An 18,200-nucleotide genomic window follows, 5' to 3' on the forward strand; every position below is an offset into this window, starting at 1 on the left:
CGCTCGGTCCGGAAGCCACTCTCGTCAGTCGTCACCGGACCATCCTCTCTCGACGTCCGCCGAACCGCTTGAGATCCCGATCTCCCGGAACAGCCCGGCCGCTCTCGTCCGGAGGCCGGCCGCCTCCGGATCATCCGGGTCCAGGCAGGCGGCGAGACCGGTCAGAGCACGAGCCATCGAGTACGCCATCCGCCCCGCCGTGGCGAGCCGGAGCGACCGTTCGTACATCTCCCGGGCGCCGGTCACGTCCCCGGCCCGCAGCAGCGTGGTGGCCAGGTCGTGACTGAACTCGGAATCGTGCCGGGTGTCGCGCATCCGCACCGCGATGTCCAGGGCCCGGCGGTGCTCGGCGCGGGCGTCGGCGTAGCGTCCGGCGTCACGGAACAGCCCGGCCCGGTCGTTGTGCAGATCCGCCATGATCGACCGCGAGCCGCTGCGCCCGGCCAGCCGTTGCGCCACGTCGAGGTGCCGGTGGGCGGTGTCCACGCCGATCAGCCCGTGCGCGTACTTGAGGCGCTGGAGCAGCAGCACCGCAAGCGCGAGCGGCCCCTCCTCCTCGTGCTCGATCACCGCGAACAGGCGCAGCCGGGCGTAGTGCAGCGCCTCGTCGTAGCGGCCGAGCCGGCCCAGCACCTCGGCCAGGGTCCCGAGCGGCCCGGCCGAGGAGGTCCGCATACGCTGCCGGGCCATGATCCGGCGGGACGTGTGGATCGCCTCGATCGCCTCGGCGAACCGGCCCTGCGACTGGTAGATCGTGCCCAGGTTGCCGTAGCTGGTGGCGACCGCCCCGGCCTCGCCCAGCTCCTGCCGGATCCGGATGGCCAGCAGCAGGTGCTCCTCGGCCGGGCCGTGCTCGCCGCCCCGCGAGTAGGCCGACGCCAGATAGTTGGCGATGGTGGCGATCGCCGCCTTGTCGCCGGACGACGCGATCCGGTCCATGGCCCGCTGGTGCAGGTCGCGGATGTCGTCCATGTAGCCGCGGAAGAAGAGCGGCTGCCAGGCGGCCCGCGGGATGCGCCAGGCGTAGCCGAGATGACCGGCGGCCGCCGCGGCGTCCACGAACGCGGCCAGGCCGGGCCGCTCCCGTTCCAGCCGGGCGTACGGGTCCTCGAGCGCCGCCACCAGGTCGGGCCGGTCCGGTCGTGGCCACCCGAGGTCGCGGTTCAGCACGTCGTGGTGGCTGGACGCGACCGCCGCGATCAGGGCGTGCAACTCCAGGTCGAGCACCGCGGTCAGCGCCGCGCGCCGGTCCTCCGCGGGCAGGTCGGTGGCGAGCACCCCGGCGTACTCACGGATCAGGTCGTGCATCCGGTAGACGCCCCGCTCCGGCTCCTCCAGCAGGTGCACGTCGACCAGCTCGTCCAGCGCGTCCCGGGCCTCGTCCAGCGGCAACCCGGCCAGGGCGGCCACCGCCAGGTCGTCGACGGTGACGCCCGGGTGCACGCCGAGCAGCCGGAACACCCGCTGCAGCGACGCCGGCAGCTGCCGGTAGGTGAGGGTGAACGCGCCCGCCACGGTACGGTCCTCGGCGGCCAGCTCGGGCAGCGCCGACTCGCCGAGCCGCAGCAGCAGGTCGGACACCCGCCAGCGGGGCCGGTGCGCGAGCCGGGCGCCGGCCAGCCGGACGGCCAGCGGCAGCCCGCCGCAGCGGCGTACCACCTCGGCTGCCGCCTCCGGCTCGGCATGCACTCGTTCCCCGACGATCCGCTCCAGCAGCGCCATCGCCTCGTCGTGCGCCAGCACCGGCAGTGACTCCAGCTGGATGCCGTCCAGCCCGGCGAGCCGTCGCCGGCCGGTGACCAGGGCCAGGCTGCCCGGGGTGGCCGGCAGCAGATCGGCGATCTGGGCGCTGGTGGCCACGTTGTCCAGGACGATCAGCAGACGCCTCCCGGCCACCCGGGTACGCCAGAACCCGATCCGCTCGACCGGCTCGGACGGGATCTCCTCGGCGCTGTGCCCCAGCTGCCGGAGCAGGACGAGCAGCGCCGCCGCCGGGTCGACCGGATCCTGCTCGCTGTGGCCCTGCAGGTCGACGAAGAGGTGCCCGTCCGGGAAACGGTCGCCGATCAGGGTGGCGACGTGCAGCGCCAGGGTGGTCTTGCCGCTGCCGGCCATCCCGTCCAGGACGGCCACCACCGGCCCCGCCGACTCAGCCGCCGCGATCCCGGCGATCAACCGGTCGACCTGCTCGGCTCGGCCGGTGAAGTCGGAGACCGTACGCGGAAGGCATCGGATCGCCCCGTTGGCCGGCACCGCCACCGGGACCTCGGGGACCGCCCCGGCCAGGATGTCGCGGTGCAGATCCTGCAACCGCCGCCCCGGTTCGATGCCGAGCTCGTCGCGCAGCACGTCGCGGGCCCGCCGGAACTCGGCCAGTGCGTCGGCCCGCCGCCCCGCCTGGAACAGCGCCAGCATCAACTGGCCGCGCAGCCGCTCCCGAAGCGGGAACCGGTCCACCAGGGCGGCCAGCTCGCCGAGCAGTTCCCGGGCCCGGCCGGCGGCCAGCTCCAGGTCCATCGCGTCCTCGAGGGCCGCCGCGCGCCGCTCGTCGAGCATCGCCGCCGCCTGCCGGACCGCCGACGCGTCGATCTCCGCGCACGCCGGACCACGCCACAGATCGAGAGCCTCCCGGTACGCCGCCCGCGCCGCTCCCGTCCCGCCGGCCGCCCGCGCCGTGTCCACCAGGGCGAGGAAGCGCTCGGAGTCGAGCTCGCCGGGTTCGACGCGGATCCCGTACCCCGCCGGGTCTGTCATGATCACGTCGGCCGGGAGACCGCGCCGCAGCCGGGACACGCAGGTCTGCACCTGGCCCCGTGCGGTGGCCGGCGGATCGGCGCCCCAGATGGCCTCGGTCAGCTCGCCCAGGCTCACGATGCGCCCCGGGTGCAGGAGCATCATCGCGAGCACGACCCGATCACGCCCGGCCGTCACCGCTACCGGACGCTCATCTCTCGTTACGGAGAGTGTTCCTAGTATGTGGTAGCGCAAAGTAGCCATCCCCGTCCTGTGCGCTCGCGACCGAAGCCTACCGAGAGCCTCGAGAGCGGATCGACAGTGAATCGATAGCGACCTACGGCAACCTTCTCCGCAGCGCCGTCTCGCCGCGATGCTTCCAAAGAGCGCCCCCAGAGTGTGGCGAGGCGGCCCAGCCGGAACGGGGGAGTGACAGCCCGCCCGCGGTACTCCGCGGGCGGGCTGTTCGTACTTCAGCGATCACACAGAGTTGGACGTCGCTGGCTTCGTTACGTACCGTCGGCTGAGTTTGGATGACCCCGACGAAGAGGAATCTCCGATGCGACGCGCCATCCTGGCCCTGCTCGCGGGCGGTGTGCTGCTCACCAGCGCCGCCTGCAGCGACGACGCGAAGAACGAGGACACCGCGGCGCCGGCCGTCACCACTCCCGCCACCTCGGCCCCGGCGGTCCTGCTCCCGTCGTCCGCCGCCCCGACTGGACGGCCGAGACCATCAAGGTGTGCGAGCGGCTGGACAAGGTCTTCACCACCGAGTTCGGCGACTTCGGCGAAGCGCTGGGCAAGATGATCGCCCACAAGGAGGCGAAGGAGACCGCCGACGCCGACAAGGCGGAGAAGCAGGCCGCCACCGAACTGAAGACGGTCGGCACGCAGATCCGCAAGGAGACCGCGAACGCCCGGGACCCGGAGCTGAAGACGGCGGCCGGCACCTCGGCGCAGCGGATCGAGGCGAGCGCCAAGGACCTCGACTACATCGAGAAGATCAAGAGCACCAAGGACCTGGACGGTTCCCTCAAGAACCAGATCAGCGAGTGGATCAGCCCGATCGCCGGTTACTGCGGCGTCACCCGGGCCGTCGAGTCCCCCTCCGAATCCCCGTCGGGACCGCCCGCCTCAGTCGCCCCGTCGGCCTCGGCAGGCTGACCTTCGCGGTCTTCCGTCAGGGCGCATTGATGATGTTGAGTACCTTCCGCGCGGCGAACACGCGCCCATACCGACGACCAGTCCGCTCCTCGAGAATGCCCAGTTCCACGAGGCGACGGATGGCCGTGTTCGCCGCTTGGTAGGACACTCCATACCTCTCCGCGGTGGGCGTCGCGGTGATCAGTGGGTAGCCCAGCATGTCCTCGACGATCCGGACAGCCACGCCCCGAACCTCGGCGGCGGCCAGCTGCGCCAATGCCTGGTCTCGCCAGTCGTGGAGGGCGTCGATCTTCTCCACCGCACGAATTGCCTGGACACGCACCGCTTCGGAGAAGAATCGGATCCACGGCTCGAAGTCCCCGGTGGCACTGACGGCGAGCAGATGGTCCTGATATTGACGCCGTCGAGCCTCAAGCCACGGTGACAGGTTCAGGACCGGTACTCGTAGCTCGCGTCTATGTGCCAACTGCAGAACACACACCAGACGCCCGAGACGCCCGTTGCCGTCGTTGAAGGGGTGCAGGGTCTCGAATTGGTAGTGACCGAGCGCCATTTTGATCACCAGCGGGAACGTGTCCTCAGCGTTGAGCCATGTCGCCCAGGCATCGATCCCGGCACGCAGTTGGTCACCCGGAGGTGACGGCACGAACCTGGCATCGTCCACCCGGCCGCCACCGGCTCCGATGAAGACCTGGGTAGTCCGAATCCGGCCGGCGTCGTGCGAGTCACCCCTGGTCCCACGCACGAGAATCTTCTGCAACTGCTCAAGCATGCCCACAGTGATGGGCTTGTCCTTGATCCACTCGAACGCGAGTTCCGCAGCCTCGACGAAGTTGTGAACCTCCGCAACGGAGGCGGTGAGCTGATTGCGGTTGAGGAAATCGGCTTCAAGGACATCGTCGAGGGCTGCATACGTGCCTTCGAGCGCCGACGTGCTGACGGCCTCCTGCCGAATCGCCGGGCGCGCGAGCAGGCCCGGGTTCGGCAGCCGGAACGCGGCCTGGTCGAGGCGAGCGACAGCAACCGCCGCAGCGGTGACTCCCGAATACGTCTGCTGCTTCAGATCGAGTTCGGCGGGCAGAGGATCAGGGATGAATGCCGCACACTCGTACTTTTCGCTATAGCGAGGATCCCAACCATCGATTCGGACCAAATAGCCCACCGGGGACGATCGGAACGCAGCTTCATCCACGATTTGAAGTAAAGCACGCGAAACTTCAAAAGGAGACTCGAGTTTTCAAGTCCCGAGACAACTTGAGAACCGAGTTTCAAGTCGAAGGGGCAAGACATGAAAACTCAGCCGTGAACTTCAAACCGCGCTACGAGTCATGAGGTCGCCTCGGCGCGCCGAGCGTCAGCGACGGCCGATGCTGAAGATCGGGTTCGGCTTGGTGACGTCGGCGAAGAAGTCGTTGCCCTTGTCGTCGACGACGATGAAGGCGGGGAAGTCCTCGACCTCGATCTTCCAGACCGCCTCCATGCCGAGCTCGGGGAACTCGATCACCTCGACGTGCCGGATGCAGTCCTGGGCGAGCCGCGCCGCCGGGCCGCCGATCGAGCCGAGGTAGAAGCCGCCGTAGGTCTGGCAGGCGTCGGTGACCTGCTTGGACCGGTTGCCCTTGGCCAGCATGACCATCGAGCCGCCGGCCGCCTGGAACTTCTCGACGTAGGAGTCCATCCGGCCGGCCGTGGTGGGACCGAACGAGCCGGACGCGTACCCTCGGGGGTCTTGGCCGGCCCGGCGTAATAGACCGCGTGATCACGCATGTACTGCGGCATCGGCTGGCCGGCGTCGAGCTGCTCAGCGATCTTGGCGTGCGCGATGTCACGGGCGACGACGAGCGGACCGGTCAACGACAGGCGGGTCTTCACCGGGTACTTGCTGAGCTCGGCGCGGATCTCGGCCATCGGCCGGTTGAGGTCGATGTTGACGACCGGCGACGCCTCCAGGTCGACGTCGGGCAGGTGGCGGGCCGGGTCGGTCTCCAGCCGCTCCAGCCAGACACCCGACGGGGTGATCTTCGCGACCGCCTGCCGGTCGGCGGAGCAGGAGACCGCGATCGCGACCGGGCAGGACGCGCCGTGCCGGGGCAGCCGGATCACCCGCACGTCGTGACAGAAATACCGTCCGCCGAACTGGGCGCCGATGCCGAAGTCACGGGTCAGCTCCAGGACCGCGGCCTCCAGCTCGAGGTCGCGGAAGCCGTGCGCCAGCATGGTCCCGGCGGTGGGCAGGTTGTCCAGGTACTTCGCGGAGGCCAGCTTCGCCGTCTTCAGCGCGTGCTCGGCGCTGGTGCCGCCGATGACGACCGCCAAGTGGTACGGCGGACAGGCCGACGTGCCGATCAGGCGCAGTTTCTCGTCCAGGAACTGCATCATGCGCTGTGGATTGAGCAGCGCCTTCGTCTCCTGGTAGAGGTACGACTTGTTGGCCGAGCCGCCGCCCTTGGCCATGAAGAGGAACTTGTACGCGTCCGGGTGACCGCCCGGGTCCTCGGCGTAGAGCTCGATCTGGGCCGGCAGGTTGGTGCCGGTGTTCCTCTCGTCCCACATGGTGATCGGGGCGAGCTGCGAATACCGCAGGTTGAGCCGGGTGTACGCCTGGTAGACGCCGAGCGCGATGGCCGCCTCGTCGGTGCCGTCGGTCAGCACGTGCCGCCCGCGCTTGCCCATCACGATCGCGGTGCCGGTGTCCTGGCACATCGGCAGCACGCCGCCGGCCGCGATGTTCGCGTTGCGCAGCAGGTCCAGCGCGACGAACCGGTCGTTGGGCGACGCCTTCGGGTCGTCGATGATCGAGCGCAGCTGGGTCAGGTGGGCGGGCCGCAGGTAGTGGGCGATGTCGTGCATCGCCTCCGCGGTGAGCTGGGTGAGCGCGGCCGGCTCGACGGTCAGGAACCGTCGCCCCCCGGGACCCTCGACGACATCGACACCCTCGTCCGTGACCAGGCGGTACTCGGTCAGGTCGTCGCCGGTCGGCAGGAGCGGCGAGTACCTGAATTCGGCGCTGGAGCTCATGAACCGAAAGATTAGGCCAGCGGGGCGGCGCGACGCGAACCCATCCCCGCCGCGCGGCGTCAGGAGAACGGCAGATAGGCCATGTCACGGCCGGCGACCAGGATCATGCCGTCCGGGCTCACGGCGAAAACCTTCGCATCGGTACGCACATCGGCACGAACCGTGCCACTGCTGAGGCTCAGAGCCGTCACCCGACCTTTGGAGGCCACGATCGCGGCGTACGGGGTGAGCGCCGCCCCGGCATCCGGACGGTCGTCCTGCCGCCACACGTTCTTGTCCTTGGTGAACGAGTACCCCCGGATCGACGCGCCCTTGCGGATCACGGCGTACCCGTCGTCGACGGCGAGCACCGTGGACTCCTTGTCGCCGTACCAGAGGTTCCGCCCGTCATAGCCGTTGATCAGGACCTCCCGGCCGTACGGGTCGACGCCGAGCACCACGTTGTACCCGCCGGCCGGATCCTGGTCCTGCGCGCACGCCGAGCCGTTGTCGGCGGTCCGCAGGTTCAGCCCGTCGCGCCGCCACACCACCTCGCCGCCGGGGCTCCCGCCGACCACGCCGTAGTAGCAGGTCCCGTCGCGGGCCACCCCGGTGACCGTGAGCACCCGGCCGCCGACCACCGCGACCCGCTGGTCCTTCTCCGGGCGCACGGTCTGCACGAGCCGCCCGGTGGCCGTGTCGATCACCCGGACCTCGCCGTCGTGCGGCAGCCCGATCAGCCCGGGCAGCGCCGGCGGCCCGGCGACGTCGTCGTCCACCGCCCCGGACACCAGCCGCCGGGTGTCCGGCAGATCCGGGTTCGCGGCGTCCAGGACGAACCCGATGCTGCCCGTGCCGACACTCCACAGCTGCGTCCCGGCCCGCGGATCCCAGGCGGTCAGCCGGCAGTCGTCGCCCCCGCCGCAGCTGAGGTCCACGATCGCGTCCTGGTACGTCCAGACGGCCGCCGCCGCGGTGTCCGAGCGCCGCACCGCACCGGTGGACGGGTCGAGGACCTGGTAGCCCTTGGTCAGCAGCCGGCCGGTCACCACCACCGAGTTGGCGCCCTTGCCGGCGATCGCGGCCCAGTCGGCGTCCGACGACCACAGTTTCACCGCGGCGGTCAGGCCGTACGCCTCGACCGATGTCCGATACTCGACGATCACCGCCTCACCGGCGACGGCCACGCTCTGCGGGGTGCCGCCGAGCGACTGCTGCCACCGGGTGCCCGGCGCGACCGGCCCGCTCGTGGTGATCCAGGACCAGAGTTGTGGAAACGGGTTCCAGGTGTGGGTCGTGGCCAGGATGGTGAGGGCCACCGCGGCGACGGTGACCACCCAGAGTCCCTTCCAGGAACCGCCTCCCGAGGCCATGTCGGCAGGGTAATGACCTTCGATCACGGAACGGCCGAGCGCGGAAAGTCCGTGTCGTCACACTATGCGTGACTTGCCGACCGAACCAGGGGCACCGTCCGGTACGGGATCAGCTCCGCGAGCGCGATGATCGTGTGCGCCCGCACGATGCCCTCGTAGCCGACGATCTGGTCGATCACCCGCTGCAGGTCGGCGTTCGACCGGGCCACGATCCGGCACAGGATGTCCCCGCTGCCGGTGATCGTGTGCGCCTCCAGGACCTCGGGAATCTCCGCCAGATGGCCCGCGACGGCGTCGTGCCCGTACCGCTGGCTGATCTCCAGCGTCACGAAGCTCATCACGCCGAACCCGATCGCCTCCGGTGCCACCTCGGGTCCGAAGCCCTTGATCGCGCCCCGCGCGATCAGCTTGTCCAGCCTGGCCTGCACTGTGCCCCGCGCCACCGCGAGCCGCCGGGAGAGTTCGAGCACACCGATCCTCGGCTCGGCCGCGAGCATCGCGATCAGGCGCGCGTCGAGCGCGTCGAGCTGGACAGTCTGCTCACCCACGTTCGGAACCTACCGCACCGATTGCGCACGTTGCCCATCGATGATCGGAAGGGTTGCTCAGGACCGTGCACTGCGTCACTGTCAGGCGACCTGGGACACTGTGATCAGCGGGCGACCGCGCCGCAGGGAAGTGTCAGGCTGTCGTGGTAAAGGTTTGCGCATGAGTTCCGTTCCCGCGGGTTGGTATAAGGACCCGGCCGACACCAGTACCCAGCGCTATTGGGACGGTGAGGGCTGGCTGGGCAAAGCCATCCCGGCGGACGCCGTGCCGCCGGACGGTCCGCCCGCGGTCGAGCCGGAACCCCCCGTGCCCGCTCCGTCTCCGCAGCCCGCGGCCCCCGCCGGCCCGGCTATCGCGCCACCGCCGCCCGCGTGGGGCCAGCCTCCGCCCGGCTGGGGACCGCCTCCGCCGGGTTGGGGACCGCCTCCGCCGCCGCCCGCCGGTGGTGCCTTGCCACCGCCACTCGGTTCGCCGACCGGCCAGCCCTCCGGGTCACCGTCCGGCCCATCGGCTGACCTGCCGCCTGGCCCCCGCCTGGCCCCCGTCCGGTCCGCCGTCCGGTGTGCCAGCCGGTCCGCCGCCTGGTCTGCCGGCCGGTCCGCCGCCTGGCTGGGCGCCGCAGCCCCCGCCGCCGCTCGGCTGGCAGCCGCCACCCGGAATGCAGCCGCCGCCTCCCGGCTGGCAGCCGCCCCCGGAGCGCAGCCGCCGCCTCCCGGCTGGCAGCCGCCGCCCGGGGCGCAGACGATGCACGCCTACCCCTATCCGCATCCGTTCCCGATGCCCGAGGTGCGGCCGCACGGCATGGCCCTGGCCGGGCTCGGCAAGCGGCTCACCGCCCGGCTCATCGACATCGTCGCGGTGCTGCTGCTCAACGCCGTGGTGAACGGCTACTTCGTGTACCTGTACCTGCAGGACTTCATGCCGATCTTCCGTAACATCATGGATCAGGCGGCAGCCGGCACCACCGTGCCCGTCGCCCAGCAGGGCACCCCGCGGATGCAGACGCTCACCATCGCGATCATCCTCATCGCCACGCTGCTCTGGCTGGCCTACGAGGCGCCGGCGATCAGCAACAGCGGTCAGACCTTCGGCAAACGGCTGATGGGCATCAAGGTCGTCCCGGTGGAGAAGACGGGTCAGCTCGGCTTCGGCCGGGCGTTCACCCGGTGGGCCCGGCTCGGCATGTGGACCCTCTTCTGGTCGTGCGGCATCGGCGTGGTCATCCAGTTCCTGTACGCGCTGTCACCCGTCTTCGACCCCCGCCTGCGCCAGGCCTGGCACGACAAGGCGGCGGCCACCGTCGTCGTCGACGTGCCCGCGGGCGGCGTACCACCGACCATCAAACCCGGAGGATCCCGATGACCCGCCTGACCCGCGCCGACCTGGACGCGTTGCCCGCGTACGTGCCCGGCCGCAACGTCGCCGACCTGGCCCGCGAGCTGGGCATCGCCGAGGCGGTCAAGCTCGCCAGCAACGAGGTGCCGTACGGTCCGCTGCCCGGCGTGGTCGAGGCCGTCACCGAGGCCGTCCGGTCCGTCCACCGGTACCCGGACATGGGCGTCGTCGAGCTGCGCGACCGCATCGGCTCGTGGCTCGGCGTCGACCCGGCACGGGTGGTCACCGGCTGCGGGTCGGTGGCGCTGGCCGAGATCCTGGTCAAGGCCACCTGCCTGCCCGGTGACGAGGTCGTCTACTCGTGGCGGTCGTTCGAGGCGTACCCGATCATCGCCGCCGGAGCGGGCGCCACCAGCGTGCGCGTGCCGAACACCGCGGACCACGGCCACGACCTGGCCGCCATCGCCGCCGCGATCACCGACCAGACCCGGCTCGTCTTCGTCTGCAACCCGAACAACCCGACCGGCACGTTCCTGCGCAAGGCCGAGCTCGACCGTTTCCTCGCCGACGTGCCGTCCGACGTGCTGGTGGTGCTCGACGAGGCGTACCGGGAGTTCGTCACCGACCCGCACGTACCGGACGGCGTCGACACCTACGGCGACCGGCCCAACGTGGTCGTCCTGCGCACCATGAGCAAGGCGTGGGGCCTGGCCGGCCTGCGGATGGGCTATCTGGTCGCCCAGCCCGAGGTCGCCGCCGCCGTCCGCAAGGTCGTCACCCCCTTCTCCACCAGCCTGGTCGCTCAGGCCGCCGCGCTCGCCGCCCTCGATCAGGAGGAGGAGGTACGCCGCCGCTGCGCCCTGGTCGTTGCCGAGCGGACCCGCGTCGCCGAGGCGCTGCGCAAGCTCTCGATCGACGTGCCGGACAGCCAGGCCAACTTCGTCTGGCTCCCACTCGGCGACCGAACCGCCGGCTTCACCTCAGCCTGCGAGAGCCGTGGCGTCATCGTGCGTGGCTTCCACCCGGAGGGCGTCCGCGTCACCATCGGCACCCCCGAGGAGAACGACCTCTTCCTCGCCACCGCCGAAGCCGCTCTCGCCTGACCCACCCGTGTGGTGAGTTGCGGCGCACGCAGGCCCGCGACTCACCACGCCACGCCGCGTCGCGTCGCGTCGCGTCGCCCAAGATTCGCCTCGCGGCCCCGCGATCCGCGCCACTGACGCCACTCCGCGCCGCCCCGCGCAACGCGGGCCACTCACCTCGCCTCGCCACTCACGCCGCGCAACGCGGGCCACTCACGCCGCCCGCCACTCACGCCGCGCAACGCGGTCGTTCACGCCGCCCCGCCGCTCACACCGCCCGGCGCGGGCCACTCACGCCGCCCGCCACTCACGCCGCGCAACGCGGCCGGTCACGCCGCCCCGCCGCTCACACCGCCCGGCGCGGGCCACTCACGCCGCCCGCCACTCACGCCGCGCCGCGTAACGCGGCCGTTCAGGCCGCCCCGCCGATCGTGCCGCCCGGCGCGATCGGCGCCCCGGACGCCGCCCGCGCCACTGCCGCTGCCCAGCGCGACGCGGGCCACTCACGCCGCCCCAGGCAACGGGCGCCGCGCCGCCGCGCAGCGGTCTCAGTCGGGGAGCGCGATGAGCAGGACCGCGTCCATCGTGAGGTAGTAGTTCGGGGAGTCCGGGTCATCCGAGGCGTCCCGGTTGAGGCGTTCGATGCCGAGGAAGCCATCGGTCACGTGGTAGAGCCCCAACTTCCAGTCAAGGGTGTCCTCGGTGTCCGGCGCGAAGCGCAGCGGCATCGAGTACTTCAAATTCCCGGTCCGGACATCCACCCCCCTGAGCATGTTCTCCGGCGTCAGCAGCAGCACCGTCTCCGATTCTCCACCCAACACCCGCAGCGGCCCCGGAGTTGTCCACAATGGCGCTCCATCCACAGTCCGCCCGGCGACGCCCGCGAAAAAGGAGGAGGGTGAGGTCCCGGCAGCCGCCGACGGCAGGCCGCCTGCGGACACGGAGGGCGAGACGCGGGCAGGTGCGACCCCGGCAGGTGCCGGCGACGACACCTCAGCGGGAGTGGAGGAGGACGGTGACGGGGAAGCTGAGCCCACGGACGAGCCAGGGCCGGGCGTCACGACCGGCGACGCAGAAAGGGAGGCATCGGGATGCGCGGGGGTGATGACGATGCCCGCAACGATCGTGGCCAGCGGGTCGTCGAGCGCGGGCGCCCGGCGAGGCACCGCAGTGGTGGCCAGCCACCCCTGCCCGGCGCCGTCCCGGAAGGCGTCACAGTCCGAGGTGCCGCAGCCCACCGGTTGATATGGCCCGGCCGGCCACCCGGCGAGCGCGGTGCCCGTCGTCGCGTCGTAGACCCCGGTGGCGCAGAGGTAGGCATCGCCGCTGGTGGTGAAGCCGTTCGCACATCCGGCCGGGACCGTGGCCGTCCAGATCGACTGGCCGGTGCTGGCGGCGTACCCGGAAAGGGTCTGCCCCTCGGTGATCAGGAGGGTGCCGGCGGCGAGACGCAGGCCGGGCGGGTCCCAGACGGCCTCGGCGCCGGTCCGGTGTGCGGCGAAGCCGGACGATTGCGGCCCGTCGGCCCGCCACCTGACCTCTCCGGTGCGTGCGTCGATCGCCACCAGCTTCCCGTCGGACCACCGCGTGATGACCGTCGTGCCGCTCGCCACCACTGCACTGAGCTGTTCGGGCCACCGCCGGAAGGACCAGCGTGCTGTGTACACAGCCCGGGCGGTGACGGGCCCGTCCGCCCGCACCTGATGCTTCGCCGCGTAGACCCGCACGGTCTCGTCGACGACCAGGGGCGCGACGTTGAGGCGGCTGGTCACGCCGAGCAGCTTCGTCGAGGGAGTGGGAGGGTTCGGCGTCATGGCGCTCGCCGACAGCTCGGCTGGAGCCAGCACACGCCAGCCGATCAGGCCGCTCACTGCCAGCAGAAGCGCGGCCGCCATGATTCGCAGCAGCACCCGGGTCACCGCCGAAGTATTCCAGGTCGTGACCACCCCGCTCACCGGCGGGCGGCCTGTGACCCCCGCGGGCCGGGCTCCACCGGCGTGGCTCTCGCCCTCTAGCGTCCAGTCATGGACCTGAGTGACCTGCAGACACGAGCACTGATGATCGCCGAGCTCTACGATCGGCATCATGCCGCGGCCGGTCGCGAGAGGTGGAGTACCGGCGATCTGGCGCTGGGTTTCGTCGGTGACGTCGGCGATCTGGCGAAGCTGGTCATGGCGGTGGACGGTCGCCGGGTCATCCCGGACGCCGAGGCCAAGCTCGGCCATGAGCTCGCCGACTGCCTGTGGTCGGTGCTCGTGCTGGCCGACCGCTACGACGTCGACCTGGTCGCCGAGTTCGCCCGGATGACCGACGGCATCGAGGAGAACCTGCGGGCCGAGGGTGGACCGGCTACTCGTACCCGCCGTTGATCAGGCCCAGGCGGACGAGCTCGGTCAGCGGCTCGACGACGTTGGCGGCGCCGAAGCCGACGAAGAGCGGGCGTGGCCCGTCCCGGTGCGCGCGGGCCGGCTCGACCAGTGGGACCGGGTGGGTGGCCGCGAGTGCTTCGGCCACCTCGGCGACCTCACCCCACCGGCGGCGATCACGGTGGCGACCAGCACGTTGAGGAAGCCGTGGTGGGTGAACCCGGTCTCCGGGTCGGTGTGCCGGGTCGCGTGTCGCAGGCCGGCGGCGAGCTTGAACGGCAGCGCGCGGTCACGGCAGGCGCAGATCACCGCCGCCAACTCGACAGGGGTGGGGAAGAGCTCCGCGGCCAGGCCGCCGACCCGGAATTTGGGCGCGATCGACAGGCCGCCGGCACGGGCCTCGGCGACCGAGTCGAGGGCCGCGAGGAGGCCCCAGCTGAGCGGGATCTCGGCGTAGAGGGGCAGGCCGTTCTGGGCCTCGGCGAAGCTGCAGAGGGTGGCGACTCCGGGCTGCGGGTCCTCACCGCGGCGGGCGACGGCTGCTTCGACGTGCTCGACCACGACTCCGGAGGCACGCAGTTTCTCGACGGTGGCGGGCAACGTGGCGGCCGGCACGTCGCCGATCAGCCCCGCGGTGAGCCGGGGGATCTGCTCGATGCCGACCGTCGACGCCGGCACGAGCAGGGATCCGACCAGGTCGCGGTACCACGCGGAGGAGTGCTCGTGGTGTTTGGCGACGGCGTCGGCCAGGCCGATCGGGCTGGGTGGGAGCAGGGAAGCGTCATCGACCAGCCCGGCGTATAGCGGAGGCACCATCGTTGACACGAATCCGAACCTAATAGACGCCGCGAGATACGGACAACCAAGTCCGTTATGTCACTTCCCAGCCCGGACGGGCAACACGACGCCACGCCCAACTCGGAACCGGGAACGTCATGCCGCTGAGCGCGACCGGGACCGGGAACGTCACGCCGCTGAGCGCGACCGGGACCGGGATGGGCACGGCAGCCGAAAGGGTCAGCGAGGGCGACGGATCAGCACCAGCATCTCGCCCACCGCCGCGGTGAGCATTCCGGCGACCAACGGCGCCGGGCCGCCGATCACCGCGTACGCCAGCAGGAACAGTGGCGCCGAGAAGGTGAGATAGACCGCCACCGCGAGTCGCCGGTCGGCGTCCCGGAGCCGCCGCAGGACCACGCCGGCCGGCTCGGGCAGCCTGCTCCGGAACCAGAAGAACACGGCGCCGAAGACGAGGACACCGATCAGTCCCGCCCAGACCCGGGAGATGCCGGCGCTGATCAGGGTCATCGCGGCGGCCAGGACGGCGGCGACGACGACTGCGCCGGCGCCGTACCCGACGGTCTCCCGCACGGCCTCGGCGGACTCCTGGGAGATGTCGAGAACCGGCCGCGTGGGCAGGCTGACCGACGGCGGTGGCGTGACCGGTGCTTCCTGCGAGTCCTGGGCGTCCCGCATGGCCGCCGGCGGCGATGTCGGCTGGGGTGCGGTGAGCGATGCCTCCTCGGCGAGGTCTTCGAGGGCGCGGGCCCAGCGCCGCCGCTCGAATCGCACGATACCGGTCGCCTGCCCCGCTTCACCGATCGTCGAGTCGAGCTCGAGGGCTTCGCCGTATGCCCGCTGGGCCAGGTCGAACAGCCGCAGCCGAGCGGCCACCACGGCCAGGACCAGGTGTGCCTCGGCCTCGGTGGGTGCGACGCGGACCCCGTTCCAGGCGGCGTTGAGCGCCTCCTGCCCGTTACGGGACTCGCTGAGCAGGGCCGCGCCGGTGCGCTGCGCATACGGATCGTCGGGACGGTCCCGCAGGATGTCGCCGGCGATCCGGGCGGCCTCGGCGTAGCGGCGGCTGTCGGTGAGCGCCATGGCCCGGACCACGAGGGCGGACAGTGCCTGCGGGTCGGCGGTGGCCGCCTGGTCGGCTGCGGCGAGCGCCTCGGCGGGCTGTTCGGCGATGAGGTGGATGCGGGCGAGCGTGGCCAGGAGGTTGACCTCGCGCGGTTCAGCGGTCAGGCCGGCCGCGATCTCGCCGGCGGCCTCGTCGTAGCGGCCGAGGTCGGCGAGGAGGAGGGCACGCTGGCGGTGCTCCTCGGGGTGGTGTCGGGCTCCAAGGGGGCGGGCACGTGCCGAGCGTAGGCCGTCTACCTGGAAATGACCCGAGTCGGGGTGACCCGGCACACCACGCGGACGGTGCCGGGCGCGTCGGCGCTCCACGGCTCGTTGGCGTATTTGTAGCTGAGCTCACCGATCAGGTCGCCGTCGTCGTCGGCCAGACCGACAACCCCTTCAACCGTGATGTACGCGTAAGGCTGCGCCGGATCGAACGCGCAGATCGACACACGCGGGTCACGTGCCATGTTCCGGGTCTTGATCCGGTCACGCGTCGTGGAGAAGAGGACGTCGTCACCGTCGCGCTTGACCCAGATCACGGTCGATTGTGGGCTGCCGTCCTCGTTGATCGTGGTCAGCACCGCATAGGTGGGATTGTCGATCAGCGTCCGGGCGGTCCCGGGCAGCGCGACGGTCATGGCAGTGATCATGCCCGATGCTGCCGTCAGCCCTCCGCGTGACGCTCGCCACCGGAATGGACGAGCGCGACCGCGGTGCCGGCGAGTCCTTCGCCGCGACCGGTGAGCCCGAGTCCGTCCGTGGTGGTCCCGGCAACCGTGACCGGCGCCCCGACCGCCTCGGAGAGGACCTTCTCGGCCTCGGCACGGCGCTTGCCGATCTTCGGACGGTTGCCGATCACCTGGATCGACACGTTGCCGATCTCGAAACCGGCGGCCCGGACCCGGCGCGCGGTCTCGGCGAGGAGGGTGATGCCGGCCGCTCCGGCCCACTCCGGCCGGCTGGTGCCGAAGTTGCTGCCGAGATCACCGAGACCGGCCGCGGAGAGCAGCGCGTCGCAGGCGGCGTGTGCCGCCACGTCGGCGTCGGAGTGCCCGGCCAGACCGGGCTCGTCGGGCCAGTGCAGACCGGCCACCCAGCAGGGCCGCTCCGCATCGAAGGCGTGGACGTCAGTGCCGATGCCGACCCGCGGAACAATCACGCCCACCACCTTAAACGCTGTGATCTCGACCGATTCCACCACCGCGGCGAGGCGGTGAACCGCCCGTGATCGCCGGGCGAGGCCCTACGACGAGAGGGTCAGCAGGTGGGTGGCGACGGCCAGATCGAGGGGCCGCGTGATCTTCAACGCGAAGTCGGACCCGGGCACGCACACCACCGCCCGCCCCAGTTTCTCCACCGCTCCGGCGTCGTCGGTGTGCAGGTCGGCGGCAGCGGCGTGGGCGGCCCGCAGCACCGAAGCCTGGAAGCCCTGCGGCGTCTGCACAGCACGCAGCACCGCGCGATCGACGGTGCCGAGCACTCTGCCGTCCGCGCTGACCTCCTTGATCGTGTCGACCACGGGCAGCGCCGGGATCACCGCATCGGCCCCGTCACGAACAGCGGCGGCGACCCGCTCGAAGAGGTCGGCAGGCGCAAGGCAGCGGGCTGCGTCGTGGACGAGCACGATGCCGATGTCGTCGGGGACCACGGCGAGGGCGGCGGCGACGGAGTCCTGCCGCTCGGCGCCGCCGGCCACGACGACGACCGGCGCGACCGGGCTGAGCAGGGCGTGCACGGCGTCGACGTCGGCCGGTGGCGCAGCCACCACGATCATGCGGACCGAGGGGGCGGCGGCCGTCCGGCGGATGGCGTGGACGAGGAGCGGCTCGCCGTCGAGCAGGCGGAGGGCTTTGGGCCCACCGGGGCCGAGGCGCACACCGGCGCCCGCGGCCGGAACGACGACGGCGACGTCACCGCGAGCATTGAGCTGCGCGGTCACGTCGCCGTCGTTGTCGCCGGACACACCAGGTGAGTCAGACACAGTGAAGGGATGGCGTGATCAGATCAGGCCTGGGTGAGGACCTTGTCGAGCAGGACCTCGGCCTCATCCTTGGTGCTCTTCTCAGCGAGGGCCACCTCGCCGACCAGAATGTCACGAGCCTTGGCGAGCATCCGCTTCTCACCCGCCGACAGGCCACGCTCACGCTCACGACGCCAAAGGTCACGAACAACTTCCGCGACCTTGAGCGGGTTACCCGAAGCGAGCTTCTCCAGGTTGGCCTTGTAGCGCCGCGACCAGTTGGTCGGCTCCTCGGTGTGCGGAGCGCGGAGGACGTCGAAGACCTTGCCCAGGCCTTCCTCGCCAACCACTTCGCGCACGCCGACTTCTTCGGCGTTCTCAGCGGGCACCCGAACAGTCAGATCGCCCTGGGCGACACGCAGAACGAGATACTGCCTTTCAACGCCCTTGATGACCCTAGTCTCGATTGCCTCGATGAGTGCGGCCCCGTGGTGGGGGTAAACAACGGTCTCGCCGACACTGAAAACCATAGGTTCGAAACCCCTTTCGCTGTGTCTAGGGTAACACGCTCAGGCGGCCGTGTCTCGCCCTGACGGTCACTGTTAGTGCAGCTCAGAGGCCCTGTGACGGGGCTTTCTACCGCTTGACAGCGAAGCCGGAAGCTGCCTAAGTAACGCAAAGTGACATTACTGTCACGGCTTCCACCAGCGAGCTCGCACCGATCAAGTCGGGAATT

General features: G+C 70.9%; 14 protein-coding genes and 3 pseudogenes. 5 read left to right on the forward strand and 12 right to left on the reverse strand.

Annotated elements, in window-relative coordinates:
- Window positions 1-24: 24 nt before the first annotated feature.
- Window positions 25-2,931, reverse strand: coding sequence for a BTAD domain-containing putative transcriptional regulator (locus ACQPZW_RS46945; protein WP_433792449.1), 2,907 nt, complete (start codon window positions 2,929-2,931; stop codon window positions 25-27).
- A gap of 540 nt (window positions 2,932-3,471) precedes the next feature.
- On the opposite strand from ACQPZW_RS46945, the gene ACQPZW_RS46950 reads away from it, so the two are divergent.
- Window positions 3,472-3,897, forward strand: a complete 426-nt coding sequence (locus ACQPZW_RS46950; protein ID WP_433792450.1) for a hypothetical protein — start codon at window positions 3,472-3,474, stop codon at window positions 3,895-3,897.
- Window positions 3,898-3,913: 16 nt separating this feature from the next.
- Here the strand turns inward: ACQPZW_RS46950 and ACQPZW_RS46955 are convergent, their stop codons facing one another.
- The 4 genes and pseudogenes from ACQPZW_RS46955 to ACQPZW_RS46970 all read right to left on the reverse strand — a co-directional run bounded on the left by ACQPZW_RS46955 (window position 3,914) and on the right by ACQPZW_RS46970 (window position 8,764).
- Window positions 3,914-5,089 (reverse strand): Fic family protein, encoded by a 1,176-nt coding sequence (locus ACQPZW_RS46955; protein ID WP_433792451.1) that lies wholly within the window; start codon window positions 5,087-5,089, stop codon window positions 3,914-3,916.
- A gap of 162 nt (window positions 5,090-5,251) precedes the next feature.
- Window positions 5,252-6,915: pseudogene (locus ACQPZW_RS46960) on the reverse strand (fumarate hydratase).
- Window positions 6,916-6,974: 59 nt separating this feature from the next.
- Window positions 6,975-8,267 carry a hypothetical protein gene (locus tag ACQPZW_RS46965; RefSeq protein WP_433792452.1) on the reverse strand — a complete coding sequence of 431 codons (1,293 nt, stop codon included), beginning with the start codon at window positions 8,265-8,267 and terminating at the stop codon, window positions 6,975-6,977.
- A gap of 62 nt (window positions 8,268-8,329) precedes the next feature.
- The gene (locus ACQPZW_RS46970; RefSeq protein ID WP_433797852.1) at window positions 8,330-8,764 is read right to left on the reverse strand and encodes an Lrp/AsnC family transcriptional regulator; all 435 of its coding nucleotides are present in this window, start codon (window positions 8,762-8,764) and stop codon (window positions 8,330-8,332) included.
- A gap of 211 nt (window positions 8,765-8,975) precedes the next feature.
- On the opposite strand from ACQPZW_RS46970, the pseudogene ACQPZW_RS46975 reads away from it, so the two are divergent.
- The 3 genes and pseudogenes from ACQPZW_RS46975 to hisC all read left to right on the forward strand — a co-directional run.
- Window positions 8,976-9,044: pseudogene (locus ACQPZW_RS46975) on the forward strand (DUF2510 domain-containing protein); the annotation flags it as partial.
- Window positions 9,045-9,560: 516 nt separating this feature from the next.
- Entirely contained in the window at window positions 9,561-10,178 is a 618-nt protein-coding gene (locus ACQPZW_RS46980) for an RDD family protein (RefSeq protein WP_433797853.1), read from the forward strand.
- Window positions 10,175-11,254 (forward strand): histidinol-phosphate transaminase, encoded by a 1,080-nt coding sequence (gene hisC / locus ACQPZW_RS46985; RefSeq protein WP_433792453.1) that lies wholly within the window; start codon window positions 10,175-10,177, stop codon window positions 11,252-11,254. The genes ACQPZW_RS46980 and hisC overlap by 4 nt, the downstream gene beginning before the upstream one ends.
- A gap of 527 nt (window positions 11,255-11,781) precedes the next feature.
- On the opposite strand, the gene ACQPZW_RS46990 is transcribed toward hisC, so the two are convergent.
- Window positions 11,782-13,152: a PQQ-binding-like beta-propeller repeat protein gene (locus ACQPZW_RS46990; RefSeq protein ID WP_433792454.1), complete on the reverse strand. Its 1,371-nt coding sequence runs from the start codon at window positions 13,150-13,152 to the stop codon at window positions 11,782-11,784.
- 105 nt (window positions 13,153-13,257) lie between these two features.
- On the opposite strand from ACQPZW_RS46990, the gene ACQPZW_RS46995 reads away from it, so the two are divergent.
- Window positions 13,258-13,602 carry a nucleotide pyrophosphohydrolase gene (locus ACQPZW_RS46995; RefSeq protein ID WP_433792455.1) on the forward strand — a complete coding sequence of 115 codons (345 nt, stop codon included), beginning with the start codon at window positions 13,258-13,260 and terminating at the stop codon, window positions 13,600-13,602.
- Here ACQPZW_RS46995 and ACQPZW_RS47000 read toward each other — a convergent pair.
- From ACQPZW_RS47000 to ACQPZW_RS47025, 6 genes and pseudogenes are all read right to left on the reverse strand, one after another.
- Window positions 13,583-14,424: pseudogene (locus ACQPZW_RS47000) on the reverse strand (hypothetical protein). The gene ACQPZW_RS46995 and the pseudogene ACQPZW_RS47000 overlap by 20 nt on opposite strands.
- Before the next feature lie 192 nt (window positions 14,425-14,616).
- Window positions 14,617-15,792 carry a hypothetical protein gene (locus ACQPZW_RS47005; RefSeq protein WP_433792456.1) on the reverse strand — a complete coding sequence of 392 codons (1,176 nt, stop codon included), beginning with the start codon at window positions 15,790-15,792 and terminating at the stop codon, window positions 14,617-14,619.
- Window positions 15,756-16,142 carry a PPOX class F420-dependent oxidoreductase gene (locus tag ACQPZW_RS47010; protein WP_433792457.1) on the reverse strand — a complete coding sequence of 129 codons (387 nt, stop codon included), beginning with the start codon at window positions 16,140-16,142 and terminating at the stop codon, window positions 15,756-15,758. Before ACQPZW_RS47010 ends, ACQPZW_RS47005 begins: the two co-directional genes overlap by 37 nt.
- Window positions 16,143-16,168: 26 nt before the next feature.
- Window positions 16,169-16,663, reverse strand: coding sequence for a 2-C-methyl-D-erythritol 2,4-cyclodiphosphate synthase (ispF, locus tag ACQPZW_RS47015; RefSeq protein ID WP_433792458.1), 495 nt, complete (start codon window positions 16,661-16,663; stop codon window positions 16,169-16,171).
- A gap of 84 nt (window positions 16,664-16,747) precedes the next feature.
- The gene (ispD, locus tag ACQPZW_RS47020; protein WP_433797854.1) at window positions 16,748-17,443 is read right to left on the reverse strand and encodes a 2-C-methyl-D-erythritol 4-phosphate cytidylyltransferase; all 696 of its coding nucleotides are present in this window, start codon (window positions 17,441-17,443) and stop codon (window positions 16,748-16,750) included.
- Between the two features lie 65 nt (window positions 17,444-17,508).
- Window positions 17,509-17,994, reverse strand: coding sequence for a CarD family transcriptional regulator (locus ACQPZW_RS47025; protein WP_433792459.1), 486 nt, complete (start codon window positions 17,992-17,994; stop codon window positions 17,509-17,511).
- Window positions 17,995-18,200 lie beyond the last annotated feature (206 nt).

Origin of the sequence: Actinoplanes sp. CA-252034, assembly GCF_050956125.1 — a bacterium.
GTDB lineage: Bacteria > Actinomycetota > Actinomycetes > Mycobacteriales > Micromonosporaceae > Actinoplanes.